The organism is Micromonospora taraxaci, assembly GCF_007830095.1.
Lineage (GTDB): Bacteria > Actinomycetota > Actinomycetes > Mycobacteriales > Micromonosporaceae > Micromonospora > Micromonospora taraxaci.
The window spans coordinates 1,379,182-1,405,584 of sequence record NZ_VIWZ01000001.1 but is presented as its reverse complement, the minus strand read 5'-3'; the positions used below and the strand labels follow the sequence as shown (position 1 = coordinate 1,405,584).

Sequence of the window (26,403 nt, the reverse complement as noted above, 5' to 3'; positions counted from 1 at the left end):
GTCAGGCGGAGAGGGGGACCGTGCGGGATTCGGCGCGGGCGGTTTCGGCGGCGGCGATGATCTCGACGACCTCGCGGCCGAAGCGGACGTCGCAGCGGTGGTCCCGCGTACCGGCCCGCACCTGCTCGACCAGTTGGTCGATGGCGACGCCGAACGCCGTGGCGGCGTCGTTCTCGCCGAACGGGACGTTCTCGATGCCGTTCTCGCCGTAGAACACGAACTCCCGGGTCATCGACTCGGTCGGGGCGTCCAGGGAGAGCGAGGCGCTGCTCGTGGCACCGCCCTCGTGGGTGAGCAACAGGTGCACCATGCCGCTCGGCCCGTCCATCGCCGCCACCTGGGTCACCCGACCCAGCACGGGCAGGAGGATGGAGAGCGCGTGCGGGGCGATGTCCCAGAGCGCGCCGTGCTCCCGGCGCCACAACGAACCGCCGTACGGGCTGCCATCCTGGAAGATCGAGGCGAACGCGGTGGTGCGGCCGTGCTGCCAACCCCCGGCGGCGGCGGTGGCGGCGAGGAACGCGGTCACGTTCGGCTGGAAGCGCTGGGTGAAGAAGACGACCGAGGCGACACCGGACTCCTCGGCGGCGGCCACCACCCGGTCGGCGTCGGCCACGCTGAGCGCCAGCGGCTTGTCCAGCAACAGGTGCCGCCCGGCGGAGGCGGCCCGGACCGCGATGTCGGCCTGGACGTCCGGCGGCAGGGCGACAGCGACCGCCTCGCACTGCTCGATGAGCGCGTCGACGTCGGCGTAGGCGGGCACCCCGTACCGCTCGGCCAGCGCGGCGGCGCGCTCCGGGTTGCGACCCCACACCCCGACCAACTCCGCGTCCGGGTGGGCGTGCAACGCCTTCCCGTGCGTCTCGATCGCCCAGTGACCGGTGCCGAACAACCCGAACCGCAGCACGTGTGCCTCCGCTTTTCCCCCGCCGCGGCGACGCCACGGACGTGATCCACGCTAGTCGCCCCACCAGCCACGACGGCGGCGGGTTCGACCAATCGAAGCGGCCCACTCCCCGTTTCCTCGGCCCCCGCTCCGGCAACGCCAGGTCCGTTTGCCGCCAGACACACCGGGTTCGGCGCGACAGCCTCGACGGCATGCCGAACACGAACTCACCATCGACCAGCGGCCCGGTCGCCTTCGCCCACTGGTACGACTTCGCCGAGGGCGGGCCCGTGCACCAGGGCCTGCTGCCGTTCCCGGCGAGCGCGCCCGCACCGTTCGAGGTTGCTCGCTGGTCGGTGGCCCCGAACACCTGCAACGACCTCGATGTCCATCGCTCCCGCGAAGTGTGGATCATCGTGTCCGGCACCGGAACCCTGACCTTCGGCGACCAGACGAGCGTGCTGCGGGCCGGGGACGTCGCGGCGTTCGACAGCAGGGTGCCGCACCAGATCCGGAACGACGGACCGGACCAACTCCTCGCCGTCTCGGTGTACTGGTTGCAGGGCAGCGACTGAAGAATCCGTCCGAGGCACCGCTCGACGGACGCGAGCCGAGGCGGGTTCAGCCGTTTACTACGACGGTTAGTAGGCTGTGCCGGTGACCGAGGCAACGACCGGGTGGGGCCGGTGACCAGCGTGAGCACCGACTCGCCGGTGGACGGGATCGTCGCGACGGTGTCGATCGTGCTGTCGCTGCTCGTCGCGGCGTGGGCGCTGGTCGTGGCGGTGCGCCAACGACCGCCGGACCGGGTCCAGTTCGTCGGTCTGGCCGTACTCGAGGTGTCGTTGCTCGTGCTGGGCGTGCTGGCGCTCGTCGCGGTGGGCGGCGGCGATCGGCCCGGCGAGCCCGGCGCCTTCTTCGGTTACCTGGTCACGCTGGTCTGCCTGCCGCCGCTGGCCTGGGTGCTGGCCCGGATGGAGCCGACCCGTTGGGGTTCGGCCATCGTGTGCGCGGTCTGTCTGGTGACCCCGGTGGTGGTGGTCCGCTTGCAGCAGACCTGGGAGGTGCTCGGTGGTTGAGACCGAACCGGCTCGGCGCCGCACGAACTCCGGCCCCGGTCGGCTGCTGATCGCGGTCTACCTGCTCTTCGCCATCGCGGCGACGAGCCGGGCGGGTCTGCAGATCGCTACCAAGTTCGACGAGGCACCGGTGGCGTACCTGCTGTCCGCGCTGGCCGCGCTCATCTACATCGTGGCGGCGGTGGGGCTGGCCCGGGCCGGGCACACCGGCCGACGGGTGGCGTTGGCCTGCTGCTCCGTGGAGCTGGTCGGTGTGGTCGCGGTCGGCATCCTGAGCCTGGTCGACAAGGACCTCTTCCCGGACGAGACGGTCTGGTCGCAGTTCGGCAGCGGGTACGGCTACATCCCGCTGGTGCTGCCGGTGCTCGGCCTGATCTGGCTCTGGCGCACTCGCCGCGACCCCGCCTGACCCGACGACGGGGCGCGCCCTGCACGAGGGAACGCCCCGCCGGGGTACGGGTCAGTCCCGTGGGCCGCCGGCCACGTAGATGACCTGGCCGGAGACGAAGCCGGCACCCTCGCTGGTCAGGAACGAGATGGTGTGCGCGACGTCCTCCGGGAACCCTGGGCGGCGCACCGGGATCTCGGCCGACGCGTGCTTCTTGAAGTCCTCGAAGTCGACCTTCATCCGCGCGGCGGTGGCCGCTGTCATGTCGGTGACGATGAACCCGGGCGCCACAGCGTTGACCGTCACCCCGAACGGCCCCAGCTCGATGGCGAGCGTCTTGGTGAAGCCCTGGAGGCCGGCCTTCGCGGCGGCGTAGTTCGCCTGACCCCGGTTACCCAGCGCGGAGGTGCTGGAGAGGTTGACGATCCGGCCCCACTTGCGGTCCACCATGTGCTTCTGCGCGGCCTGGCTGAACAGGAACGCGCCACGCAGGTGCACGCCCATCACGGTGTCCCAGTCGGCGTTGGTCATCTTGAAGAGCAGGTTGTCGCGCAGCACGCCGGCGTTGTTGACCAGGACGGTGGGTGCGCCCAACTCGGTGGCGATCCGTTCCACGGCCGCCTCCACCTGGTCCCGGTCGGACACGTCGGCGCCCACGCCGAGCGCCCGCCCGCCGTCGGCCGCGATGGCGTCGACCGTCTCCTTGGTGGCCGATTCCTCGATGTCGACCACGGCGACGGCCATCCCGTCAGCGGCCAACCGCCGGGCGGTGGCCGCGCCGATACCGCGCGCGGCTCCGGTGACGATGGCGACGCGGGGCTCCTCCGACATGACTACCTCCGAGTAACTTGGGGTGATCGGAGGAGCTTAGCGTCAGAACCCCCGACCCCGGCATAGGCGAATCCACCGGTATCCGTGCCCGGACACCTTCACCGCACCGAGCTTGCCCAGCTCGCCGTAGCCACGGTCGGCGAGCACGTCGATCGGCTGGTCGGCCTCCGGCTCAAGACTGCTGAGGTCCACCTCGACGTCCTCGGTGCCCAGGTTGTGCACGAACACCATGGTCCCGGTCGGCCCGTCCGCCCGGTGCGCGAGCACGCCGGCCGGCATCGCCACGTCGATGTGGGTGGTCGAGCCGGAGCCGATCTCGGGGGCCTCGCGCAGCGTACGGATCATGCGCTCGAACCAGGCGAGCAGCGACTTCGAGTCGTTGCGCTGGGCGGTGACGTTGACGTTCTGGTAGCCGAACTCACCCTTGTCGATCACCGGACGGACCAGCTTCTCCGGGTCCGCGGTGGAGAAGCCGGCGTTCGGCTGGTACGACCACTGCATCGGGGTACGGATCGCCTCCCGACCGGGCAGCGACAGGTCCTCGCCCATCCCGATCTCCTCGCCGTAGCGCAGCACCGGCGTGCCGCGCATCGAGAACTGCAGGGCGTACGCCAACTCCAGGTGCCGCCGGTCGTTGCCGAGCATCGGGGCGAACCGGCGACGGATGCCCCGGTCGTAGATGCGCATGTTCTCGTCCGGGCCGAACTGCGCGTACACCTGGTTGCGTTGTTCGGTGGTGAGCCGGGACAGGTCGATCTCATCGTGGTTGCGCAGGAAAGTGGCCCACTGCCCGCCGACCGGCAGCTTCGGGGTGTCGCGCAGCGCCTCGATCAGCGACTCCGGGTCCTGGCGGGCCAGGGCGAGCATGAGCCGACCGTTGAGCATGAAGTCGAACAGCATGTGGATCCGGTTGCCGGAGCCACTGGCGTCGCCGAAGAACGTCGGCAGCTGGTCCGGCTCGACATTCGCCTCGGCCAGCAGGACGGCGTCGCCGCGACGCCACTGAACGTGCTGGCGCATCTCGGTGAGGAACTCGAAGTCCTTCGGCGAGTTCGGGTTGCCCGGTTCGGTCAGCTCGATGATGAACGGCACCGCGTCCATCCGGAAGCCGGAGACGCCGAGCTGGAGCCAGAACGACATGATCTTCTTGACCTCGGCCCGGACCTCCGGGTTGGCGAAGTTGAGGTCCGGCTGGAACTTGTAGAACCGGTGGTAGAACCAGGCCTTGGCGGTCCGGTCGTAACTCCAGGTCTCGTTCTGCTCGCCGGGGAAGACCATGCCCTGGTGCCGGTCGTCCGGCTCGGTGTCGGACCAGACGTACCAGTCCCGGTACGGCGAGTCCGGCGAGGAGCGGGCGGACTGGAACCACGGGTGCTCGTCGGAGGTGTGGTTGACCACCAGGTCGATGATCACGCGGATGCCCCGGTTCTGCGCCTGGTGCAGCAGCTCGGCGAAGTCGCCCAGGGTGCCGAAGCGCGGGTCCACGTTGTAGAAGTCGGTGACGTCGTATCCGTCGTCACGGTTGGGCGACGGGTGGATGGGGTGCAGCCACAGGCAGGTCACCCCGAGACGGGCCAGATAGTCCAGTCTCCCGATCAGCCCGCGGATGTCACCGACCCCGTCGCCGTCGGAGTCGGCGTACGTGTCGATGTCGAGGCAGTAGACGACGGCTTCGGAATACCAACGGTCACCCATGCCGGAGGAACATCTCCGAACGATCAGCGCGGCAAACCCTTGGTTATCGTGCCGGTCATGGGAAACGACCTCGTGCCGCCGAGCGCACCGATGGACTGGTCCGAGGGCAGGTGGCTGCACCCGCCGGTACGCGTCGAGGCGGGTCCGACCGGTGAGCTGGTCGTCGAACCGGCCGCCGGCAGCGACCTGTGGCGGCGGACCAGCTACGGATTCGTCCACGACGACGCTCCGGCGCTGCTGGCGCCTCTTCCGGTGGGCGCGGCCACGGAGGTGAGTTTCCGGCTCGACTTCTCGGCGCAGTTCGACCAGGCCGGCGTGCTCGTCCGGGTCGACGAACGGACCTGGACCAAGGCCGGCGTCGAGATGAGTGACGGCGAGTCGCAACTCGGCGCGGTGGTGACCCGGGAGTTCTCCGACTGGTCGGTGGCCCCGGTGCCGCAGTGGTCGGGCCGGGAGGTGACAGTGCGGGTCAGCCGCGCCGGCGACGCGCTGACCGTCCGGGCCCGGGCCGACGACGAGCCGTGGCGACTGGTCCGACTCACCCCGCTGGACCCGACGGTGGAGGCGGTCGCCGGTCCGTTCTGCTGCGCGCCGTCCCGCGCCGGCCTGACAGTGGTGTTCACTGGTTGGCGGCGGGGGCCGGCGGACACCGCGCTACACCCGGAGCACTGACCGCAGGTGTAGCAACGGCTGGACTGGGTATGACCACCCGATCCCCTGGAGCCGACGCGGAAGGACGACCATGGCGTACGCCCAGAGTGGCGACCCGTCCGAGTTCACCGGGCTGACCGGGTGGGTGGCCACCGTGATCGAGGCGATGGGCCCGGTCGGCGTGGCGCTGCTGGTGGCGTTGGAGAGCATCGTCCCGCCCATCCCCAGCGAGATCGTGTTGGCGATGGCCGGCTTCCTGGCTCACGAGGGCCAGTTCAACGTGGTGGTCGTGGTCGTGGCCGCGACTGTCGGTTCGCTCATCGGTGCGCTGGTGCTCTACTGGCTCGGCGCGGCGCTCGGCGAGGAGCGGCTCAAGCGTTGGCTGGACCGCATCCCGCTGGTGGACAGCGACGACCTGGAGAGGGCCGACCGCTGGTTCGAGCGGCACGGCCGGTGGGCCGTGCTGATCGGCCGGGTGGTGCCGGTGGTCCGCAGTCTGGTCTCCGTGCCGGCCGGTGCCAACCGGATGCCGCTGGGCGAGTTCATCCTGTTCACCACGATCGGCAGCGGGGTGTGGAACGGTCTCGTCGTCGGGGCGGGCTACGCGCTCGGCAGCCGGTGGCAGGACGTGGCCCGCTACAGCGACTGGTTCAACTACGCGATCGTCGCGATCTTCGTGGTCATGGCGACCATGTGGGTGATCCGTAAGGTCCGCCGGCGCCGGGAGCGCGACGACCGGCGGTCGGTGACCGCCGGTCGCTGATCCGCGCTACCGGTTACCGCCGGCACCCTGGACGGACGCCAGCCAGGACTGTCAGGGCAGGGTGTCCAGGTGCGGGGCCACCGTGCGGGCGAAGGTGTTGCCGTTGCTGACGTCCCAGTTCACCGACCAGGTCATCGCGCCGCGGATGCCGGGGTAGGTGCGCGGCGGGCGGAAGCTGCCGCAGTTGGTGCCCCGGGCCAGGCAGTCCAGTGCCGCGTTGACCACGCTGGGCGCGACGATGCCACCACCGGCCGCCCCCGGCCCGGCGGGCAGGCCGAGGCCGACCTGGTCGGGGCGGAGCCCGGCTTCCAGTTGGATGCAGGCCAGCGCGACGATGAAGTTCACGGTGCCCTGGCCGTACGCGGCGTTCTGGTCGCAGCCGAGCATCGCCCCGGAGTTGTAGAACTGGGTGTTGACGACGGTAAGGATGTCCTTGATGTCGAGCGCCAGCTTGAAGTAGCCGCCGGCCGGGTTCTGCATGTCGATCGTCTGCGGCGCCATCGCGATGATCAGGCTCGACCCGACCTTGGCCCGCAACGCGCGTAGCGCCTGCGCCATGTAGGTCGGGTTGAGGCCGTTCTCCAGGTCGATGTCGATGCCGTCGAAGCCGTAGCGGGCGATCAGCGCGGCGGCCGTGTCGGCGAACACCGTGGCCGACGCGGCGTCGTTCACGGTGACCCGGCCGGTCTCGCCGCCGACCGAGAGGATCACCCGCTTGCCCCGGCTGTGCAGGGTGCGTACGTCGTTGGTGAAGTCCGCGTCGGTGTAGCCGCCGAGCGACGCGGCGAGCCCGGGGTCGATGCCGAAGGTGAGCGCGCCGGGTGTCGAGGTGGCCTCGGCGAAGGCGACGGCCACCAGGTCGTACTCGGCGGGGACGTCGCGCAGCCGTAGCTCGACGGCCGGGTTGTCGAAGTTGTGCCAGTAACCGGTGAGCAGGTGCTTGGGCAGGTCACCGGTGGGCGGGTTCGTCGGCGGCGGCGTGGTGGGTGGCGGCGTGGTCGGCGGCGGAGTCGTGGGCGGTGGCGTGGTGGGCGGGGTGCCGCCGCCGCACGACGCGCCGTTGAGCTGGCAGCCGCTGGGCGAGCCGGAGCCGCTGGCCAGGAAGCCGAAGGAGACCGAGGCGCCCGGGGCGATGGCGCCGTTCCAGGACCGGTTGGTGAAGGTGTGCCGCTGACCGGCGGAGGTGAGCAGCGCGTCCCAGTAGCTGCCGAGGGTGGTGCCCGACGGCAGGTCGAAGGCGAGGCTCCAGCCGTTGATGGTCGAGGTGCCACCGTTGGTGATGGTGTACTTCCCCTCCCAACCGGAACCCCAGTCGGCGGTCTTGACGAAGCTGGCGGTCGCTCCGGCGGCGTACGCGGGCAGCGCCACCCAGGCCGCGCCGAGCGTGGCGGCGAGCACGGTGACCAGGGACAGGACAAGTGATCTGGAGCGTTTCATGCGGCCCTCCGCGCCCAGCTCGGGCATCCATGGACGTCGACGTTCCGCTTATTATTAAGACAGTTAACTGTTTCTGTCCAGGGGTCGCCGCGGAGGGACCGGGCCGCCCGTCGCGTGATCGTGCGACAGGCGGCCCGGTCGGGTCGGATCAGCGACGGAAGGTGAACCAGTTGACGTTGACGAAGTCGTTCGGCTGACCGCTGGCGAAGGTCAGGTACACGGAGTGCCGGCCGGTCACCGCGCCCACGTTGCCGGGCACCGAACGCCAGCTCTGCCACCCACCGGTGTTGCCGATCGCGAAGCTACCGATCGGTGCCGCTGTCGGACTGTCCACCCGCACCTCGACGAGGCCGCTCGCACCGCCACCCGCGCCGGAGGCGACCCGGGCCAGGAAGTCCCGGGGCCCGGTGGAACCGAAGTCGACATTGTCGTAGCGCACCCAGTCACCGTTGCGCAGCGCCGCGATGTTCTGCCCGCCCTCCGAGCACGCCTCGACGAGCACGCCGTTCTGCCCGTTGAACGACTCGGCCTGGATCTGGGCGTACGCGTCCCTCGTGCCGCTGGGCGGCGGCGTGGTGGGCGGCGGGGTGGTGCCACTTCCGCGTTGGTACACCGCCACGTAGTCGACGAGCATCGGTCGACCGGAGACGGTGGCCGCGGTCGGCGTGCCGCTGCCGGCCACGCCGTTCGGGAAGGCTCCACCCATCGCGACGTTGAGCAGCAGGAAGTAGCCCTGGTGCGAGGTCATCTGCGACCAGGCGGACGCACCGACCTGACTAGATGTGACGGTGTGGTACAGCTGCCCGTCGACGTACCAGCGCAGTTGTTGCGGGCTGATCGAGGCGTCCCACTCGAACCGGTACGTATGGAACGCGGACTGGCAGCTCGAACCCGGACAGGCCCGGGACGCGCCGAGGCCGTTGGACTCGTTGCACGGCCCGCCCGGCGCGACGCCGCAGTGCAGCACGCCCCAGACCGAGTTGATGCCGTTGACGTTCTCCATCACGTCGAACTCACCGATGCCCGGCCAGTTCTGGTAGTTGCCCCGGTAGGGCGCCCCGAGGGCCCAGAACGCCGGCCAATAGCCGGCGGCCGCGGCGCCGGTGACGTTCGGCATCTGGATCCGGCCCTCGATGGCGAGCACGCCGCCGGACGGGGCCTTGAAGTTGCTGCGCACGGTCTCGATCCGGGCGGAGGTCCAGCCGCCACCGCTGTCGCGCAGTGGTGTGATCCGCAGGTTGCCGCCACCGTCGTGGCTGACGTTGGCGGTGCTGGCGGTGTAGTTCTGGATCTCGCCGGTGCCCCAGTTGCCCGGACCACCGGGATAGCTGTGACCGGTGTCGATGATCCAGTTGGCGGACGACGGCAGAGTTCCGGCGGCGCCGGTGAAGTCGTCGCTCCAGACCGTGCTCCAGCCGGTCGGAGGTGGCGGCACGGCCGCCTGCGCGGTGACGGTGACGCCGGCCAGGACGGTGGCGGTGGCGACGAGCAGGACGGAGGCCAGCCGCAGCCGGCGTCGGACGAGCGGGGCGGCGGGGGCCGCCGAAGGAGGTGTCATGGACGTGCCTCTCTGCGGAGACGGGTCGAGAGAGCGCTCTCTCAGGGTTGTACGCCTTCGCCATGACATCTGTCAACGTCGATTTGCATCGGCGTTCGCCGCCACCGCCTGCGGCCGACGGAGCACCGCCTGCTCGGCCGCCGACCACACACTCGTGGCCACCAGGTAGATCACCGCGGCGAGCGGCAGCACCAGCGCCACCAGCACAGTCGTGAACGGCAGCAGGGGCAGCAGCCGCCCGAGCACGGCCGCCCCCGGTCCCTCGGTGGGCGTACCGGCCACCGTGCCGACCGCCGCCGACGCCCGACGGGCCCGCAGCGACGACCACCAGGCCACCGCCAACAACACCGCCAGCAACACGGCGAAGAGCGGACCCGCCGCCCCGGTCAGCCCGTCGGTGAGGTGGTGGCCCAGGGGCACCCCCGCGAGGCGCTCCTCCAGCAGCCCGGTGCCACCCTCGCTGGTGGTGAACAGCCGGTACAGGACCAGCAGGAACGGTGCCTGGAGCAGCAACGGCAGGCAGCCGGCGATCGGGTTCGCCCCAGCCTCCCGGTATAAGGCGAACACCTCGCGCTGAAGCGTGGCCGGGTCGTCGGCGTACCGTCGCTGGAGATCACGCACCTGCGGGGCGAGGGCCGCGCGGCGTCGCTCGCCGCGGACCTGCACCACGGTGAGGGGCGAGATCAGCAGGCGGATGGCGATGGTGAAGAGCACGATGGCGGCGGCGGTCGCCATGCCGCCGGCCAGCGGTTCGAGCAGATCGGTGAGCCAGGACAGTGCGGTGCCGGCAGCGCCGACAACGTCGTGCAGTGGTGCGAAGGCAAGCATGGGAAACCCCTCGGTCCGATTCCGGTGAGGTCCTCTCCTCCGGCGGCGTCCGCTCAGCAGGGGGACCGGTGACGGCGGGATCGGCCGCGCGGCGGCGTGGCGCTACGCGGCCGAGGGGTGCCCGGGAGCGCGGGGACGGGGTCGACCGGCGGCGTCCGGGTCGATCTGCCGGGGCATCCGACGACCACGGGAACGGGCCCGCAGGCCGGCCCAACGGGGTCCGACGCCAGGTGCGCCCGAGCGGTCGCGTACCCGTGCCGCCAGCATCACGGCGAGCAGCACCAACGCGGTCAACGCGGCGCCCGCGAGCAGGTCGACCGGCCGGTCCGCGAGAAGGGTGAGCTGGGCGAACGCGTACACCCACACGAACCCGAGGAATCCCAGCGGCACCGGCACGGGCTCAGCATAGGACGCCGTGTCACGTCGTCCGGCCGGATCGCCGGCACGCGGTAAGAGGTACCGCCGCCACGTTTCCCGGTATCGCCACGTTGGGTAACCAAGCGACGGACCGACGCGGACGGACCGCGAACGGTAGGAACGGACGGTGGTGTCGATGACCGGCCAGGTGGCGGAGGCGCCCAGCGGAGCGGCTGCGGCGACCGGATTGCTCACCGTGGGCGTCGAGGAGGAGTTCCTGCTCGTCGACCCGCACACCGGGGCTGCGGTCCCGGCCGTCGACCTGGTCATGGAGCAGGTGCCGGCGGAGTTGCGCGGGCAGGTCGAGCGGGAGTTCCAGACCAGTCAGATCGAGATCGGCAGCCCACCCGGTGTGGAGCTCTCGTCGATCCGGCACTCCCTCGGCGTGCTGCGTCGGGCGCTCGCCGACGCCGCCGAGCGGGCCGGCGTACGCCTGCTCGCCATCGGCACCGGTCCGGTGGACGGCCCGGTGCCGCCGGTGGTGGACAAGCCCCGGTTCGACCGGATGATCGAGCGGTTCCAGCTGCTCGTCCCCGGTCCCGGCAACAACGGCATGCACGTGCACGTGGGCGTGCCCGACCCGGAGACCGGCGTACAGGTGCTCAACCACGTCCGGCCGTGGCTGCCGCTGCTGCACGCGGTGACCACCAACTCGCCGTTCGCCCGTGGGGCGGACACCGGCTACGCCAGTTGGCGGTCGGTGGAGTGGGAGCGGTGGCCCTCGGTGGCCCCGACGCCGTGGCTGGAGTCGCACGAGCACTACCAGCGGCTGATCCGCCAGTTGATCTCGAGCGGGGTGATGCTCGACGAGGGGATGCTCTACTGGTACGCCCGCCTGTCGGCGAAGTACCCGACGGTGGAGCTGCGGATCGGTGACGTCTGCCCGTCGGTGGACGACGCGGTGCTGGTCGCCGCGCTGGTCCGAGCCCTGGTGTCCACCGCGATGACGGATGTCGAGGCCGGCCGACCGGCGTTGCGGACCGACCATCACCTGCTGGTCGGGGCACACTGGCGGGCCGCCCACGACGGCCTGGAGGGCGAGGCCGTCGACGTCACCACAGGTGATTTGAGCTCCGCCTGGGAGCTGTTGGACCGGTTCGTGGAGCGGATGCGGCCGGCGCTGGAGCAGCACGGCGACTGGGCCGAGGTGACCGACCTGCTGGGTGGGTTGCGCCGGCACGGCAGCGGGGCGGCGCGGCAACGCGCGGTGTACGCGCGCACCGGCCGACTCACCGACGTGGTGCAGGACGTCGCGCGACAGACCCGCGGCTGAACACCTCGTGACAGGATGATCCCGTGGCGCAACGGTTGATCGTCATTGGCGGGGACGCCGCCGGCATGTCGGCGGCGTCCCAGGCTCGTCGCCGCCGTGGCCGTGACGACCTGGAGATCATGGTCTTCGAACGCGGCCACTTCACGTCCTACTCGGCGTGCGGCATCCCGTACTGGATCAGTGGTCTGGTGTCCGGCCCGGAGGCGCTGATCGCCCGGGATCCGGAGACGTTCCGCACCGAGTACGCGATGGACGTGCGGATGCGGCACGAGGTCACGACCATCGACCTGGAACGCCGGGAGGTGGTGGCCCAGGACCTGGAAGGCGGCGGCGAGGTCCGCGAGCGCTTCGACGAGCTGATGTACGCCACCGGCGCGGTGCCGGTGAAGCCACCGTGGGCGTCCACCGACGCGGGTGGCGTGTTCGGCATGCAGACCCTCGACGACGGGGCGGCGCTGCGCGAGTGGCTGGACGCCGAGCCGCGACCGCGCCGGGCCGTGGTGGTCGGTGGCGGCTACATCGGCGTCGAGATCGCCGAGGCCCTGATCCAGCGCGGTCTCTCGGTGACCCTGGTCGAGGCGGGCACGCAGCCCATGTCGACGGTGGACCCGGACATGGGCGAGCTGGTGGCCGAGGCCATGCGCGGCCTCGGCATCACGATCCGCGCCGGCCTGCCGGTGACCGGCCTGGAGGAGCGGGACGGCCGGGTGACCGCGGTGGTCACGGCCGAGGGGCCGATGCCCACCGACGTCGTGGTCCTGGGCCTGGGTGTACGCCCCAACTCCGCGCTCGCCGCGGCTGCCGGGCTGCCGATCGGCACGACCGGCGGGGTCCGGGTGGACCGCCGGATGCGGGTGCCGGGGATGCCCGGCATCTGGGCGGCCGGCGACTGTGTGGAGACGCTGCACCGGGTCAGCGGCATGCCCGTGCACGTGCCGCTGGGCACGCACGCCAACAAGCAGGGCCGGGTGGCGGGGATCAACATCGGCGGCGGGTACGCCACGTTCGCCGGCGTGATCGGCACGGCGGTGACCAAGGTCTGTGACCTGGAGGTGGGCCGGACGGGCCTGCGCGAGGGCGAGGCCGAGGCGGCCGGCTTCGACTTCGTCTCGGTGATCGCCGAGTCGACCAACCGGGCCGGCTACTACCCGGGTGCCCGCCCGATGACAGTGAAGCTGATCGCCGAGCGTCCCAACGGTCGGCTGCTCGGCGCGCAGATCGTCGGCTGGTCGGAGGCGGCGAAACGGATCGACGCACTTGCCGTGGCACTGTGGAACGGCATGACGGTGGACGATATGACGGCACTGGACCTGGGCTACGCTCCGCCGTACGCGCCGGTGTGGGATCCGGTGCTCATCGCCGCCCGAAAAGCGGTCGATGCGCTCTCCGCGCTCGACCGCTGACCCGCGTTCGCCGTGGAGGACCACCCCGTGACCCAGACCCCGACCCGGCCGACCGTGCGCCGACGCCCGACGATGGTCGACGTGGCCCGACGTGCCGACGTCAGCCTGAAGACGGTCTCCCGTGTGGTCAACGACGAGCCGGTGGGGCAGGAACTGGTCAGCCGGGTGCTGGCCGCCATCGCCGAGCTGGGCTTCCGGCGCAACGACATCGCGCGCAACCTGCGCTCCCGGCAGCTCAACGCCACTGTCGGGTTGCTCATCGAGGAGATCGCCAACCCGTTCTACGCGACCATCGCCAGCGTCGCCGCCGAGATCGCCGCCGCCCACGGCACCATGCTGATCACCGCCTCCTCGGAGGAGGACCCGGAGCGGGAACGCGCCCTGCTCCAGGACTTCACCCAACGCCGGGTGGACGGGCTCCTGGTGGTGCCGGCGGGCCTGGACCATTCGTTCCTGCGTCGCGAGGTCGAGCTGGGGATGCCTGTCGTGTTCCTGGACCGGCCTCCGCAGGGCCTACAGGCCGACGCGGTGCTCCTGGACAACCGGGGCGGCAGCCACGCCGGAGTGGGCGCTCTGCTCGACGAGGGGCACCGCCGGGTGGGCCTCCTGCTGGGCGCGCCGAGCGTGCCCACGATGCGCGAGCGGTTGGCCGGGGCGCGGGCGGCGTTGGACGCCGCCGGGGTCCAGCCGGACGAGTCGCTGGTCCGAGAGAGGCTGATCGCGCCGGAGGAGGCGGGACGGGCGGTCGGCGAACTGCTCGACCTGGCGGATCCGCCCACCGCGTTCTTCTGCGCCAACAACCGGCTCACAGTGGGTGCGCTCCAGGAGCTGCACCGGCGTGGCAACGACGCGGCGCTGGTCGGCTTCGACGACTTCGAGCTGGCCCACCTGATGCCCCGGCCGTTGACCGTCGTCGCGTACGACACCCGGGAGCTGGCCCGGGTCGCCACCGAGCGGCTGTTCGGCCGGATAGCCGGCGACGATTCACCGCCCGCCACCACAGTCCTCCCCACCCACCTGAGACCCCGAGGCCTGGCCTAACCCCCGCTCCGGTCGATCATGGAGTTGTGGTGCCCCGCAAACGCCGCGGAACACCGTCAAACGACCACCACAACTCCATGATCGACGCGGTTCCTCAGGTCTGCGGGGTCAGTAGGGCTTCGACCTCGTCGCGGCGGGGCGGGTCGGCACCTCGGCGACCACAGGTCAGCGCGGCCACCGTGGCAGCCTGCCGGAGCACCGCGTCCCACTGCTGCTCGGTCACCGCGGCGAGGCGGTCGGCAGGCCGGTCGCCGAGCGCGTCGAGGTCGGCCAGCGCGGCGAGCAGGCCACCGGTGAACGAGTCGCCGGCGCCGACGGTGTCGACAACTGTGGTCCGTACCGCCGTCGCCTCGTGCAGGGTGCCGTTCGGGGCCAGCAGCCAGGCGCCCTCACCACCCCGGGTCACCACCGCGCAGGACACCCCGACCTCACGCCACTCGGCCATGACGTCGGCCACCGACCGGTCCGGATACAGCCAGGCCAGGTCCTCGTCACTGGCCTTGACCAGGTGCGCGAGGGGCACCTGCCGGCGTACCCGGGCCTGCTCCGCCTCCCGGTCGGTGACGATGCTCGGCCGCAGGTTGAGGTCGATCGAGAGGGTGAGCCCGTCCCGGTGGCGTTCGCGGGCGAGCAGGTCCTCCAACACCTGCGCGCCGGGGGCCAGCGCGAGCGCGAGCGACCCGGTGTGGAACGCGATCGCCGAGGACCCGGCCAGCTCGGGCAGCTCCTGCGGCGTCCACTGCCAGTCCGCCGCGCCGGCCAGCCGGAACTCGTAGCTCGCCTGCCCGGTGGCGTTCAACGTGGCCACCGCCACCGAGGTGGGCTCCTCGGCGCGGACCGCCCACTCCAGGTCAACCTGGTTGGCCCTCAGGTGCTCGGCGACCTGCCGACCGTAGTCGTCGGTGCCGAGCCGGGCCAGCAGTCGTACCGGCTGGTCGAGCCGCGCCAGGGTGACCGCCACGTTCGCCGGGGAGCCTCCCGGCACGGCCCGTTCTCCGTCGGGGGTGACCACCAGGTCGATCAACGCCTCGCCCGCGACCACGATCACGCGGTCACCTCGCCCGGTGCGAGCGGGCCGGCGCCGCCGAGCCCTTCCGCCGAACGGGACAGCAGCACCGCCTGGTACGCGTGGTAGACGTCCGGCCGGCCGTGCCAGACCGTGTCGGAGGGCAGGTTCTGCGCGTCCAGCTCGTGCCGCCATCCGGTGCCGTCGATGAGGTTGCGACGGGCGTACGCCCAGAAGACCCGGTACCAGTCGGCGTAGACCTCGTCACCGGTGCGTCGATGCAGGGTGATGGCCGCACCGACCGCCTCGGCGAGCACCCAGTGCATCCGGGAGCGGACCACGGGCCGGTCGTCCCAGTCGATCGTGTAGACGAAGCCGTCGGCCCCGTCGACCGCCCATCCACGCCGTACGGAGGCGGCGAACAGGGCGCGGGCGTCGCTGAGCAGCCAGCGCGGTGGCTGCGGAAGGACAGCCTCCAGCTCCAGCAGCAGGCGGGCCCACTCGAGCCAGTGACCGATGGTCGAGCCGTACGGGCGGAACGGGTCGGCGGGCTGGTCCCGGTTGTAGTCGGGCAGCGGCGTCCAGTCGGCGGTGAAGTGCTCGGGGAGCCGCCAGTCGTGCCGTGCGGCCTCGCCGTGCACCAGGTGGGTGGCGATCCGCAGGGCCCGGTCGGCCCAGGTCGCGTCGCCGGTCGCGGCGGTGGCCGCGAGGAACGCCTCGACCATGTGCATGCTGCTGTTGGCGCCCCGGTAGTCCTCGGTGACGGTCCAGTCCCGGTTCCACGACTCGCGGACCGCGCCGACCTCGTCGTCCCAGAACCGGTCCCGCACCACTGCCAACACGTCGGCGAGCAGCTGCTCCGCGCCCGGCCGGCCGGCGCGCGCGGCGCTGGACGCGGCGAGCAGCACGAACGCGTGGTCGTAGCCGGCCTTCCGGTCGTCGACGGGTGTGCCCTGCTGGTCGACCGCGCTGAACCAGCCGCCGTACCGGTCGTCGCGCAGCAGTGTGCTGAGCGCGGCGACGCCGTGGTCGACGAGGGCGGCGGCGTCCGGGTCGCCGCCGAGGTGGGCGAGAGCGGCCACGTGGGTCATCCGGCAGGTGATCCAGGTGAACACCGGTTCGCCCCGGTCCGGGGTGCGGTCGTCGGTGAGCCACCAGAAGCCGCCCTCGGGCCGGACCGACCGGCCGGCGGTGTCGAGCAGTGTGCGGGTCTGGTCGGCGAGGAACTCGTCCAGATCGGGCAGTTCTGGTGACCCGGCAGGAGCGGGGGTCGGGGCGGCGTCGGATCGGGGCAGGTCGGTCATCTCAGCTGGTCACCGTCGGGTAGGGAAGGGACATACGGCCAGGATCGGCGGGCGGACCGGGTCCGCGCCGGAAAACCGTCAACAGGACACCACGAACCGGCTGGCCGTACCGGTTGCGCAGGCGGAAGGATCATCTGCGCGATTCCTCCCTCTCTGTCCGTTGACATCGTTGTCACTCTGCAACCCTGCTCCGGTGGCAGGTCAACTGTCAATTCCGGTTGCGTCACACCGCGCCGGGCAGTCACGGACGAGTCGAGCGTGTCGCAGGCGTCCTCGACGGCGACGAGACGGCGAGCCGCCCCGACCGCCTGCCCTCCGGTCAGGATCGCGTCCGGAACGGGGCGAGCGTGGCACGGATCTGGTCAGCCGCACCCCAGTCGTCGTCGAACTGGGCCAGCACGGCGAGGTGTTGTCGCAGTTGGACGATCGGCATCCGGGCCTGCCAGTCGCCATCGAGGGAGGTCAGCTCCGCGTAGACCGTGAAGAACCGTTGCGCCTCGGGCGGGGGCGCTGTCGACCACACGTGGGCGAGGTCCACCTCGGCCCACAGGTAGGACACCGCCGGGTCGATCAACGCGGGCTGGCCGTCCGCAGTGGCGAGGACGTTCTGCGCCCACAGGTCACCGTGCGTCAGGCATGCCGGCCGGTCCGGCAGCAGGTCGGGCAGCCGGTCGCAGAGTCGCTCCAGCGCAAGACGATCGTCCCGGTCGAGCGCCGCCTCGACGCGGGGCTCCCCCAGCCACCGGAGCAGCCGGTGCTGGGCGAAAAACGCGAAGCCGTCGTCATGCCAGCCATTGGTCTGCCGGCGGCGGCCCAGCCAGTTGTCCCGGTGCCAACCAAAGCGCGGATGCGTCGTGCTCAGGTGCAGGTGGGCGAGCATGTGCGCGAACCGCTCCCAGAAGGCCTCGGTGCGCGGCCTCGGTCGCAGCACCGACAACACGAGCAGCTCCCGGTCCGCCAGGATCACCTCGGGTGTCACCACGCCGCCCACCTCACGCAGCGCGGCCAACCCTTCGGCCTCCGCGACGAAGACGTCGTCGTCGGGCGCTTCGGCGAAGGCCTTCACGAACACCGACGGCGCCTCCCGGCGGGTGGCTATTCCCGCGAGCGCCGCGAGCCCACCCGTGGCGGGCTCGACCGTGACGACATCGCTGATCCCGGCACGGCCCAGGCGGTCCAGGAGGAACGGTGCCGATTGCATCAGCACAGGATCCTTCATGTCCGGGCGCGTGTTCAAGGTCGAACCCGCCAGGCAGGATGTCGGCATGGATCTGCCCGAAGGGCTCGACTGGGTACGCGGGTCGCGGCCCGGACGGGCCTGGCTGACCACTCTGCCGACGTGGCTGGCGGAGTGCGCCGAACGGTGGTCGCTCCGACTCGGCCCTCCCTTCCGGCAGGCGTACGCGTCACTGGCGCTCCCCGCCGACCTGCCCGACGGCACGTCGGCGGTGCTCAAGCTCCAGTACCCCGACGAGGACAGCCGCCACGAGCCCGACGCGCTGACCCACTGGGACGGTGACGGGGCGGTCCGCCTGCTCGCACACGACCCGCGACGACGCGCCCTGCTGGTGGAGCGCTGCCACCCCGGCACTGCCTTGCACGAGTTGCCGGCGGACCGGGCGCTGGACGTGATGACCGGGCTGCTGCCCCGGCTCTGGCGACCGGCCAGCGCGCCATTCACCCCACTGGCCGAGGAGGCCGCCGGCTGGATCGACCGGATGCCCCACGGGTGGGAAGCGGCTGGCCGCCCGTACGAGCAGCGGCTGCTGGACGCCGCTCTCACCCTGCTCACCGATCTGGTGCCGAGCCAGGGTGAGCAGGTGCTGGTCAACCAGGACCTGCACGCCGGCAACGTGCTCGCCGCCGACCGCGAACCCTGGCTGGTGATCGACCCGAAGCCGCTGACCGGTGAGCGCGAGTTTTCGGTCGTACCGATGGTGCGTGGTAGGGAACTCGGCCACTCGCCGGTGGCCGTCCGGCACCGGTTGGACCGCCTCACCGCGGAACTGGGGCTGGACCGGGACCGGGTCCGGGCCTGGACGATCGGGCACACGCTGGCCTGGAGCATCGCCGAGGACGTCGTCTTCCCACACCAGATCGAGGTGGTCCGTTGGCTGCTCGACGGGTAGCGACGCCGTATGCGGACCCGAAGCAGGGTCAGCCCGGCTGGCAGGTACGACACCAGTAGAGGTTGCGGCCGGCCAGCTCGCCGCGGCTGACCTCGGTGCCGCAGACGTGGCAGGGCGCGCCGGGGCGGCGGTAGACGTACACCTCACCGCCGTGCCGGTCCACCCGCGCCGGACGGCCCATCGCCTCCGGCAGGTGCACGTCGCGCACGGTGTCGATCCGGCCGTGCTCGACCGCGAGCCGCATCAGCCCGACCAGGTCTGCCCAGAGCGTGTCCCAGCCGGCGCGGTTCAGTGCTCGGCCGGGCATCCTCGGTGGCAGCCCGGCCCGGAACAGCGCCTCGGTCACGAAGATGAGCCCGGTGCCGGCCACCACCGACTGGTCCAGCAGCAGCGCGGCCAGAGGCGTCGGGCTGCGCGAGATCCGGGCGTACGCCCGCTCGGGGTCGGCGTCGGCGCGCAGCGGGTCGGGCCCGAGGCGGTCCCGCAGGGCGGCCACCTCGGGTGGGGTGAGCAGTTCGCAGGCGGTGGGCCCGCGCAGGTCCAGCCAGTGCTGGTCGCTGGCCAGCCGCAGCCGCACCTGACCGACCGGCTCGGGCGGCTCTCCCGGCCCGTCGGTGAACTTGCCGTACAACCCGAGGTGTACGTGCAGCGTCAGCTCGTCGGCGTAGTGGTGCAGCAGGTGCTTGCCGTACGCCTCGGTGCTCTCCAGGACGGTCCCAGAGAGCCGGGCTGCGCCCTCGGCGAAGCGGCCCTGCGGGCTGGCGGCGTGCAGCTTGTCCCCGGCGAACAGGTCGGCGTGCCGGGCCGCCAGGCGGTGGATCGTGTGTCCCTCTGGCACGGGTACCAAGGATAGCCAGCCGCCCCGAGGCGCAGAGGGCGGCGCGGTCAGCGGTGGCGCTGCTCCTTCACGCCGTCGACGAACGCGGCCCAGGCGGCGGTGGCGAAGACCAGGGCCGCACCGGTCGGGTCCTTGCTGTCCCGTACGCCCACGACGCCGGGCAGGTTGTCGGCCACCTCGACGCAGTCACCGCCACTCCCGCCGCTGCGGGTGCTCTTCCGCCAGGTGGCACCGGCAAGGTCAGTCATGATGCTCCTCGATGATCGAAGTGATCATTTTCTCTGATTCTGCCTCACCTGATGCGAGCGCCTCCAGGTCCGACCAGACATGTTCGAAGGCGGCGACCTCGGTTGGCTTGTCCAGGTACAACGCGCCGGTGATGTTCTCCAGGTAGACGGTGGTCGGCTCGGTCGACGCCCGGCCGAACGCCTGCGGGAAATCCAACAGGACGAAGGTGCCGGTCTCGCTGGCCAGCGGCGGACCGGCGGCGAGCGGCAACACCCGCAGGCTCACTGTCGGCAGCGCGGCCACGTCGAGCAGGTGTCGTAATTGCTGAGTCATCGCCCGATGGTCGGGGATCGTGCGCCGCAGGACGGCCTCGCTCAGGACGACCCGCAGGGTGGGCGCGGTGGGCAGCCGACGGACGAGGATGCCCTGCCGCTGCAACCGCACCTGCACCAACTTCTCCCGCTCGTCAGCGGTCATCGTCGGATTCTTCCGGCGGAACAGTTCGGCGGCGTACTCGCGGGTCTGCAGAAGTCCGGGGATCAACTCCGAATCGTATCGGCGAATCAGCGTGGCGGACGATTCCAGGCCGACATAGAGCGAGAACCACGACGGAACCACATCGCCGTACGAGTGCCACCAACCTCTGGCGCGGGTCTCCTTCGCGAGGCCGGCGACAATGTCCCCCATCGCGGCCGGCACGCGATATAGAGCACACATCGCACGGGCGTCCACCACCCGCACCGGAACCAGCCCTTTCTCGATGCGCCACACCTTCTGCCGCGAGCAGTCCAGCGCTTCCGCTGCGGCGTCCAGCGTCACCGAGGCTTCCTCACGGAGCTGCGTGAGCAGCCTACCGAGCTGTCGTCGAGGGACTGTCGACCCGCTTGTTTCATCCGTCATGCAACATCACCGCTCTCCTCGTGCAACACGGAATGTTTCGCCACGCGCGCATTTCCATTTCATTCCTCGTGCGTCATTTCGGACTGAGGTTAGGACGGGTCAGGACATTGCGCAAGGTGGCCAGCATGGAACAAGCTGTCACGCATCAGGGGAGCCCGGAAGTGACGTCGGAAATGGCGTCGGCAATAGCGCGCCTGCAGCACGGCACGCGCTATTCCTCGGAAGGAACGCCACCATGCGCGTGTCGTACAACGAATACCTCTTGGTCACCGCACTGACCCTCGCCCGTCGACACCGCCCGGTCTGGAGTTGGGCGCGCTGGCGCACGGTGTGCCGGTGCGGTGCTGAACTGCCCTGCCAGGCCCGCCACCGCCTTCCGATCACGCGTGGGCACTGGCCCACATGACCGACCTGAAGCCCGGCGACCTGCTGCTGATCGGCGAGGCGTGCTCGGTGCAGTTCGCCGACGACCGGGAGCTGCGCCTCCGCCTGGTGAGTGTCGATCCGCGCCCGACGTACCAGGGGTGGGTCTGGCTGACGGGCTACGTCCTGAACGACAAGGGACTGGCCATCGACAAGCGCGAGGTGTTCGTGCAACAGGCCGGGCTGCGGGTGCTGCACGCCGCGCCAGCGCTCACGCGGAGGCGGTAGGTCGCGCTCCACCGCCTGATCAAGGCGGGTTCGAGAAAGCGAGCCGACGCCCCGATCTCCCCGCAAGCCGAGTCGATCAAGGCGGTCCCGGCGGCCGTACCCGGAAATGGTGTCAGGAAACGTGCAGCGGGGTACTTCAGGGGTCGTACCGCGTGGGTGTCCCTTCTTCCGACGGCCACCACGCATTCAACAGGAGGTGTGTAGTGGTCAGGATTCCTTCGCTGTCCCGCCGGTCCGAGCCGGCGCCGACGCGGGACGAGAACCTCGACGGCCGCATCGACGGCCGCGACACCCAGGTCACCGACCGGGACGACTCGACGGTGACCGAGGGCCGGACCAACGGCGACACCGGCCGTCCAGCGGTCGCGGACCGGGACGCCGACCAGACGACGTCCCCCAGCGCCGCCGCGACCGACGACCAGCCCGGCGAGGCCGAGCGGCGCGCCGCCGCACGAGCCGCGGTCGCTCGCGCGGCCACCGCCCGGCCGGTGGAGAGCGGGGCGCCCCCCGCCCGGCCGGTCGAGACCGAGTCCCGGAGCGACACCGCCCGCCCGGTCGAGACCACGCCCCGAACCGGCACCGACGCGACCGCGACGCGCACCGCCGAGCGGGACGCGGACCTCGACGGCACGACCCGGCGACCCGACACGACCGGCCGCGTCGTGACCGACCGCCCGGCCGACCCGACCGCGAGCCCGACCGCGCCCGAGGCGCCGGTGACGCGTGGCCCGAAGCCGCGGGCCAGCCTGCTGGCCACCCTCGGCCTGATCGTCTCCGTCGCCGGTGCGCTGTTCGTGCTGACCGGGACCCTGGCCGGCTACGGCATCGGGCTCGGCGCGTTCGGAGCGGTGCTCGCGGTGCTCGGCCTGATGGCCACCCGCCGTCGGCACGTCGCCGGCACCACCGACGCGCTGTTCGGCGTGCTCATCGGACTGGCCGCGGTGGTGGTCGGGGTGCTCGCGATGACCGGCCAGTTCGACTGGCCGACCACCGACGGCGACTGGGTGCAGCGCTTCCGCGAGTGGCTTGACTCACAGTTTGTCGATCGTTTCTAGCGGGCACTGTTCCGCTCGCCGGTGATGCACCGGCAAACGCCGGCGGTTCGCCGGCAGCCCGAACAATCCGGTGGTTCACCGGCCGGGCAGACACCCTTTCAGGGGCGGCGGTTCGCCGCCCCTGAAGTGTTTTCTGGGCGTGATCGACTCGGCTTCGGCGACGTCGGGGTGTCCCGGTCGCTCCGATACCGCACTTTCCCGGAACGCGAGTCGATCACAGGCACGCGCTGACACAACGAATCACTCCCGGCTGCCTCCTAGACGCAACGAATCTTCGGTCTGCGCAACTCTCAGTGGTGGATCCTGCCGCTGACGCCGCATAACGTTGAGCAACGGCGCCAGCCCGTGGGCCACGGTGGCCGGGCGCGCCCGACCCCTGGGAGCAGGACAATGACGATGGACGCCACCAGCCAGCGCCTGTTGATGTGCCGGCCGACGTACTTCGCCGTCGATTACGCGATCAACCCCTGGATGGACCCGAGCGCGCCGGTGGACCCCGCGCTGGCCATCCGGCAGTGGGAGCAGCTGCGCCAGACGTACCGCGACCTGGGCCACACCGTCGAGGAGATCACTCCGGTGCCCGGCCTGCCCGACATGGTCTTCGCCGCCAACGGCGGCACGGTGATCGACGGCAAGGCGATGGCCGTGCAGTTCCGCGACCCGCAGCGCGCCGACGAGGCACCGGCCTACCGGGCCTGGTTCGAGGACGCCGGCTTCGAGATGTACGACCCGAAGCACGTCAACGAGGGCGAAGGCGACGTCCTGCTGGCCGGCGACCACCTGCTGGCCGGCACCGGGTTCCGCACGGCGCACGCCTCGCACGCCCAGTTGCAGGAGGTCTTCGGCTACCCGGTGATCACCATGCAGCTCGTCGACCCGCGCTTCTACCACCTGGACACCGCGCTGACAGTGCTCGACGAGCAGACTGTGGCGTACCTGCCGGAGGCGTTCTCCCCCGGCAGCCAGGCGGTGCTGCGCCGGCTCTTCCCCGACGCCGTGCACGCCACCATGGCCGACGCCGAGGTGCTGGGCCTGAACGCGGTGAGCGACGGCCGGCACGTGGTGCTGCCGGCCCAGGCCACCGACCTGGCCGCCAAGCTGCGCGACCGGGGCTACGAGACCATCGGTGTCGACCTGTCCGAACTCCGTAAGGCCGGCGGCGGACCGAAGTGCTGCACGCTGCGACTCCGTCAGGGAAAGGCAAGCAAGTGATCGTGGATGACATCCTGCGTACGCCGGGAGCGGTCCGGGACGCCGAGCGCTGGACGGCGCACAACTACCACCCGCTGCCGGTGGTGATCTCGTCCGCCGAGGGCGCCTGGCTCACCGACGTGGACGGCAAGCGCTACCTGGACTGCCTGGCCGGCTACTCCGCGCTGAACTTCGGCCACCGGCACCCGCAACTGATCGCCGCCGCGCACGCGCAACTGGACCGGCTCACGCTGACCAGCCGCGCGTTCATCCACGACCAGTTCGCCGACTTCTGCCGGGAGCTGGCCGAGCTGTGCGGCAAGGACCTGGTGCTGCCGATGAACACCGGCGCCGAGGCGGTCGAGACCGGGATCAAGGTGGCCCGTAAGTGGGGCTACCAGGTCAAGGGCGTGCCCGCCGGGCAGGCCAACATCGTGGTCGCCGAGGGCAACTTCCACGGCCGCACCACCACCATCGTGAGCTTCTCCACCGACGAGGACGCCCGCGCCGACTTCGGGCCGTACACCCCGGGTTTCACTGTCGTGCCGTACGGCGACCTGGACGCGCTGACCGCCGCGATCGACGAGAACACCGTTGCCGTTCTGCTGGAGCCGATCCAGGGCGAGCAGGGCGTGGTGGTGCCGCCGGAGGGCTACCTGCCGGGCGTACGACAGGTCTGCACCGAGCGCAACGTGCTGTTCATCGCCGACGAGATCCAGTCGGGTCTGGGGCGTACCGGCGCGACCTTCGCCTGTGACCACGAGGGCGTCGTGCCGGACATGTACCTGCTCGGCAAGGCCCTCGGCGGCGGCATCGTGCCGGTGTCCGCGGTGGCCGCGAACGCCGACGTGCTCGGCGTGCTCAAGCCCGGCCAGCACGGCTCGACCTTCGGCGGCAACCCGCTCGCCTGCGCGGTGGCCGTCGAGGTGGTGCGGCTGCTGGCGACCGGCGAGTTCCAGCGCCGCTCCGCGGAGCTGGGTGAGCGGTTGCGGGCCGGCCTGGAAGGGCTGGTCGGCAAGGGTCTGGTCGGGGTACGCGTACGCGGCCTGTGGGCCGGCCTGGACATCGACCCGACGCTGATGAGCGGGCGGGAGGCCTGTGAGCGGCTCGCCGCGCGCGGCGTGCTCGCCAAGGACACCCACGGGTCCACGATCCGGCTCGCCCCGCCGCTGGTGATCACCGAGGAGGAGATCGACCTGGCGGTGGCCGCGCTCGCCGAGGTGCTGGCCGGCTGACCCACCTCGGTCAAGATCTGCGCAACTACAGGGAAAGTGCTGCCTCGACACCATCTGAGGCAGCACTTTCCCTGTTCTTGTGCGGATCTTGCCGCGCCGCACCGCGCCGTGCGGGCGGGGCGCGCGTCAGGGACGGGGTAGGCGCATCGCCATCGTCGGAGCCTCGGCCATCACCGAGGTGGGCGTGAACGGGGCACCGGCGGGCAGCTCCTCCGCCCGGCCGATCTGGACCCCCGGGTACAGCTCCACCATGTCGTTCTCACCGAGCACCCGGGACTGCTGCGGCGCGAGCGGGATCCGGTCCGACTCGGCCATCGAACCGGCCGGGCGGATGCCGGAGCCGTTGGTGCTGACGTCAGTCACGATGACCTCGCCGACCCGCAACTCGAAGCGGACGTGCCCACGGCTGATCCACCGCCGCGCCTCGTCGTTGAGCCACTGCCCGAGCATGATCCCGCCGTCCTGCTCGGGGGCCCGACCAGCCACCAACGGCTGCTCCTCACTCAGCACGAACCGCCGCCGGACCAGGCCGCCGACGCGCACCGCGAGCACCTCCGTACGCGGACGCGGGCCGGCGTCACCGAGCCGGGCACCGTGCCGCGGGCAGGTCGGTACGCCGTTGCGCAGCGCGGGCGGCGGCTGCGCGGCCGGGCTGCGGTCGGCACCCCCGGCCAGGTCGGCGAACGCGCCACCCCCACCACCGCCGCCGAACAACGCGCACCCCGACTCCGGGCAGCGCCACTGGCGGGCCAGCAGCTTCACACCTGTCGGCGACCGCTTGCCGGCCACCGGCGAGTGACCGCCGCCGACGTGCGCGATGAACACCGGCCCGCCGGCGCCCGGCACGGGCGCGACCACTCGACCGGGCTGCTCGACGAGCCAGGGGAACCGACCGCGCAGCCCGTCGAAGCGGACCCGGCTGAGCACCGGCAACCCCAGCAGGTCGGCGACCTCCAACATCCGGTCACCCGGGTTGTCGAGCACCTCGACCAGCCCGTCGTCGGCCCAGCGGCGAACGACCATCCGCTCGTTGGAGGTCAGGTCGGCGTCGGAGAGCAACGCCCGGTGCACCACCGCGTAGACCTGGACCCTGTCCTCCTCCAGGTCGCGGGAGAGCGCGTCGATGACCATGCCGAGCCGCAGCAGGCTGGCCGGCCGGCCACCGTCGATGTCCTGGTAGCGGATCACCTCGGCCAGGTCGACCACGGCCCGGGCCAGCGACGGGTCGGTGCAGACCCGTCCCTCGATGGCGTCCAGCACCTTGCTGATCTCGAATCTCATGCCGCACTCCGGATGATCTCGTCGATCCGCCGGGCCAGCGCGATGTCGCGGTGGGTGACCCCACCGTCCGAGTACGTGACGCAGCGGAAGGTCAGGGTCCGCCATCGAATGTCGATGTCGGGATGGTGGTCGACCTCCTCGGCCACCGTCGCCACCCGGTTCACAACGGCGATGACGTCCGGGAAACTGCCGAGCTGGACCGTACGACCGATCCCGGTCGGGTCACCCGACCAGTCGGTCAACCCGCTCAGCTCTTCTCGCACCGCGTCCGCGGTGAGCAGGTCTGCCATGCCCAGACCCTACCGGTGGCGCGTCCGACGAGGCGGACACGCCAC

General features: G+C 71.2%; 28 protein-coding genes. 13 read left to right on the top strand and 15 right to left on the bottom strand.

Translation table 11 applies throughout. The annotated features are described in order from the left end of the window. Position 1: 1 nt before the first annotated feature. Positions 2–907: a Gfo/Idh/MocA family protein gene (locus FHU34_RS06705; protein WP_167524768.1), complete on the bottom strand. Its 906-nt coding sequence runs from the start codon at positions 905–907 to the stop codon at positions 2–4. Between the two features lie 191 nt (positions 908–1,098). On the opposite strand from FHU34_RS06705, the gene FHU34_RS06700 reads away from it, so the two are divergent. The 3 genes from FHU34_RS06700 to FHU34_RS06690 all read left to right on the top strand — a co-directional run bounded on the left by FHU34_RS06700 (position 1,099) and on the right by FHU34_RS06690 (position 2,374). Then, positions 1,099–1,461: a cupin domain-containing protein gene (locus FHU34_RS06700; RefSeq protein WP_145779177.1), complete on the top strand. Its 363-nt coding sequence runs from the start codon at positions 1,099–1,101 to the stop codon at positions 1,459–1,461. 111 nt (positions 1,462–1,572) lie between these two features. Further along, positions 1,573–1,965, top strand: a complete 393-nt coding sequence (locus tag FHU34_RS06695; protein ID WP_145779176.1) for a hypothetical protein — start codon at positions 1,573–1,575, stop codon at positions 1,963–1,965. Next, positions 1,958–2,374, top strand: a complete 417-nt coding sequence (locus FHU34_RS06690; RefSeq protein WP_145779175.1) for a hypothetical protein — start codon at positions 1,958–1,960, stop codon at positions 2,372–2,374. Before FHU34_RS06695 ends, FHU34_RS06690 begins: the two co-directional genes overlap by 8 nt. Before the next feature lie 51 nt (positions 2,375–2,425). On the opposite strand, the gene fabG is transcribed toward FHU34_RS06690, so the two are convergent. After that, on the bottom strand, positions 2,426–3,184 hold the full coding sequence (gene fabG / locus FHU34_RS06685; RefSeq protein WP_145779174.1) for a 3-oxoacyl-ACP reductase FabG: 759 nt from the start codon (positions 3,182–3,184) through the stop codon (positions 2,426–2,428). 42 nt (positions 3,185–3,226) lie between these two features. Beyond that, the gene (locus tag FHU34_RS06680; RefSeq protein ID WP_145779173.1) at positions 3,227–4,879 is read right to left on the bottom strand and encodes an alpha-amylase family protein; all 1,653 of its coding nucleotides are present in this window, start codon (positions 4,877–4,879) and stop codon (positions 3,227–3,229) included. Positions 4,880–4,936: 57 nt separating this feature from the next. On the opposite strand from FHU34_RS06680, the gene FHU34_RS06675 reads away from it, so the two are divergent. Further along, entirely contained in the window at positions 4,937–5,551 is a 615-nt protein-coding gene (locus FHU34_RS06675; protein WP_145779172.1) for a DUF1349 domain-containing protein, read from the top strand. A gap of 70 nt (positions 5,552–5,621) precedes the next feature. After that, positions 5,622–6,293, top strand: coding sequence for a DedA family protein (locus FHU34_RS06670; protein WP_145779171.1), 672 nt, complete (start codon positions 5,622–5,624; stop codon positions 6,291–6,293). Between the two features lie 51 nt (positions 6,294–6,344). On the opposite strand, the gene FHU34_RS06665 is transcribed toward FHU34_RS06670, so the two are convergent. From FHU34_RS06665 to FHU34_RS06650, 4 genes are all read right to left on the bottom strand, one after another. Beyond that, positions 6,345–7,730: a chitinase gene (locus tag FHU34_RS06665; RefSeq protein ID WP_145779170.1), complete on the bottom strand. Its 1,386-nt coding sequence runs from the start codon at positions 7,728–7,730 to the stop codon at positions 6,345–6,347. Between the two features lie 148 nt (positions 7,731–7,878). Beyond that, entirely contained in the window at positions 7,879–9,288 is a 1,410-nt protein-coding gene (locus FHU34_RS06660; protein WP_145779169.1) for a carbohydrate-binding protein, read from the bottom strand. 72 nt (positions 9,289–9,360) lie between these two features. Next, positions 9,361–10,116 (bottom strand): YidC/Oxa1 family membrane protein insertase, encoded by a 756-nt coding sequence (locus FHU34_RS06655; protein WP_145779168.1) that lies wholly within the window; start codon positions 10,114–10,116, stop codon positions 9,361–9,363. A gap of 102 nt (positions 10,117–10,218) precedes the next feature. Beyond that, positions 10,219–10,512: a DUF6412 domain-containing protein gene (locus tag FHU34_RS06650; protein ID WP_244311571.1), complete on the bottom strand. Its 294-nt coding sequence runs from the start codon at positions 10,510–10,512 to the stop codon at positions 10,219–10,221. 157 nt (positions 10,513–10,669) lie between these two features. On the opposite strand from FHU34_RS06650, the gene FHU34_RS06645 reads away from it, so the two are divergent. From FHU34_RS06645 to FHU34_RS06635, 3 genes are all read left to right on the top strand, one after another. Then, positions 10,670–11,806: a carboxylate-amine ligase gene (locus FHU34_RS06645; RefSeq protein WP_244311570.1), complete on the top strand. Its 1,137-nt coding sequence runs from the start codon at positions 10,670–10,672 to the stop codon at positions 11,804–11,806. Positions 11,807–11,829: 23 nt separating this feature from the next. Then, complete coding sequence (locus tag FHU34_RS06640) at positions 11,830–13,209, top strand: FAD-dependent oxidoreductase (protein WP_145779166.1); 1,380 nt, start codon at positions 11,830–11,832, stop codon at positions 13,207–13,209. Positions 13,210–13,281: 72 nt separating this feature from the next. Further along, complete coding sequence (locus FHU34_RS06635) at positions 13,282–14,250, top strand: LacI family DNA-binding transcriptional regulator (protein WP_145785461.1); 969 nt, start codon at positions 13,282–13,284, stop codon at positions 14,248–14,250. 94 nt (positions 14,251–14,344) lie between these two features. Here FHU34_RS06635 and FHU34_RS06630 read toward each other — a convergent pair whose 3' ends face one another. The 3 genes from FHU34_RS06630 to FHU34_RS06620 form a co-directional block, all read right to left on the bottom strand. Beyond that, positions 14,345–15,298, bottom strand: a complete 954-nt coding sequence (locus tag FHU34_RS06630; protein WP_145779165.1) for a carbohydrate kinase family protein — start codon at positions 15,296–15,298, stop codon at positions 14,345–14,347. Further along, positions 15,295–16,560 (bottom strand): AGE family epimerase/isomerase, encoded by a 1,266-nt coding sequence (locus FHU34_RS06625; protein WP_145779164.1) that lies wholly within the window; start codon positions 16,558–16,560, stop codon positions 15,295–15,297. The genes FHU34_RS06630 and FHU34_RS06625 overlap by 4 nt, the downstream gene beginning before the upstream one ends. Positions 16,561–16,879: 319 nt before the next feature. After that, complete coding sequence (locus FHU34_RS06620; protein WP_145779163.1) at positions 16,880–17,761, bottom strand: fructosamine kinase family protein; 882 nt, start codon at positions 17,759–17,761, stop codon at positions 16,880–16,882. Between the two features lie 64 nt (positions 17,762–17,825). Between FHU34_RS06620 and FHU34_RS06615 the strand changes: the two genes are divergently transcribed. Continuing rightward, entirely contained in the window at positions 17,826–18,689 is an 864-nt protein-coding gene (locus FHU34_RS06615; protein ID WP_145779162.1) for an aminoglycoside phosphotransferase family protein, read from the top strand. A gap of 28 nt (positions 18,690–18,717) precedes the next feature. Here the strand turns inward: FHU34_RS06615 and FHU34_RS06610 are convergent, their stop codons facing one another. Genes FHU34_RS06610 through FHU34_RS06600 form a run of 3 tightly spaced genes read right to left on the bottom strand, consistent with a single transcriptional unit; the run spans position 18,718 to position 20,655 of the window. Then, positions 18,718–19,527: an Fpg/Nei family DNA glycosylase gene (locus FHU34_RS06610; protein WP_145779161.1), complete on the bottom strand. Its 810-nt coding sequence runs from the start codon at positions 19,525–19,527 to the stop codon at positions 18,718–18,720. Positions 19,528–19,574: 47 nt separating this feature from the next. Beyond that, positions 19,575–19,775, bottom strand: a complete 201-nt coding sequence (locus FHU34_RS06605) for a DUF397 domain-containing protein (protein WP_145779160.1) — start codon at positions 19,773–19,775, stop codon at positions 19,575–19,577. After that, a complete protein-coding gene (locus FHU34_RS06600; RefSeq protein ID WP_145779159.1) occupies positions 19,768–20,655 on the bottom strand; it encodes a helix-turn-helix domain-containing protein in 888 nt (295 codons plus the stop codon). The genes FHU34_RS06605 and FHU34_RS06600 overlap by 8 nt, the downstream gene beginning before the upstream one ends. A 402-nt stretch (positions 20,656–21,057) precedes the next feature. On the opposite strand from FHU34_RS06600, the gene FHU34_RS06595 reads away from it, so the two are divergent. The 4 genes from FHU34_RS06595 to rocD all read left to right on the top strand — a co-directional run bounded on the left by FHU34_RS06595 (position 21,058) and on the right by rocD (position 24,787). Further along, positions 21,058–21,306, top strand: a complete 249-nt coding sequence (locus FHU34_RS06595) for a hypothetical protein (RefSeq protein WP_145779158.1) — start codon at positions 21,058–21,060, stop codon at positions 21,304–21,306. A gap of 203 nt (positions 21,307–21,509) precedes the next feature. After that, positions 21,510–22,361, top strand: a complete 852-nt coding sequence (locus FHU34_RS06590) for a DMT family transporter (protein ID WP_244311569.1) — start codon at positions 21,510–21,512, stop codon at positions 22,359–22,361. A 396-nt stretch (positions 22,362–22,757) separates the two neighbouring features. Continuing rightward, the gene (ddaH, locus tag FHU34_RS06585) at positions 22,758–23,573 is read left to right on the top strand and encodes a dimethylargininase (protein WP_208745124.1); all 816 of its coding nucleotides are present in this window, start codon (positions 22,758–22,760) and stop codon (positions 23,571–23,573) included. Next, positions 23,573–24,787: an ornithine--oxo-acid transaminase gene (gene rocD / locus FHU34_RS06580; protein WP_208745123.1), complete on the top strand. Its 1,215-nt coding sequence runs from the start codon at positions 23,573–23,575 to the stop codon at positions 24,785–24,787. The genes ddaH and rocD overlap by 1 nt, the downstream gene beginning before the upstream one ends. Before the next feature lie 126 nt (positions 24,788–24,913). Here the strand turns inward: rocD and FHU34_RS06575 are convergent, their stop codons facing one another. Both FHU34_RS06575 and FHU34_RS06570 read right to left on the bottom strand, forming a co-directional pair. Next, entirely contained in the window at positions 24,914–26,068 is a 1,155-nt protein-coding gene (locus tag FHU34_RS06575; protein WP_145779155.1) for an FHA domain-containing protein, read from the bottom strand. Further along, positions 26,065–26,358, bottom strand: coding sequence for a 4a-hydroxytetrahydrobiopterin dehydratase (locus tag FHU34_RS06570; protein ID WP_145779154.1), 294 nt, complete (start codon positions 26,356–26,358; stop codon positions 26,065–26,067). The genes FHU34_RS06575 and FHU34_RS06570 overlap by 4 nt, the downstream gene beginning before the upstream one ends. Positions 26,359–26,403 lie beyond the last annotated feature (45 nt).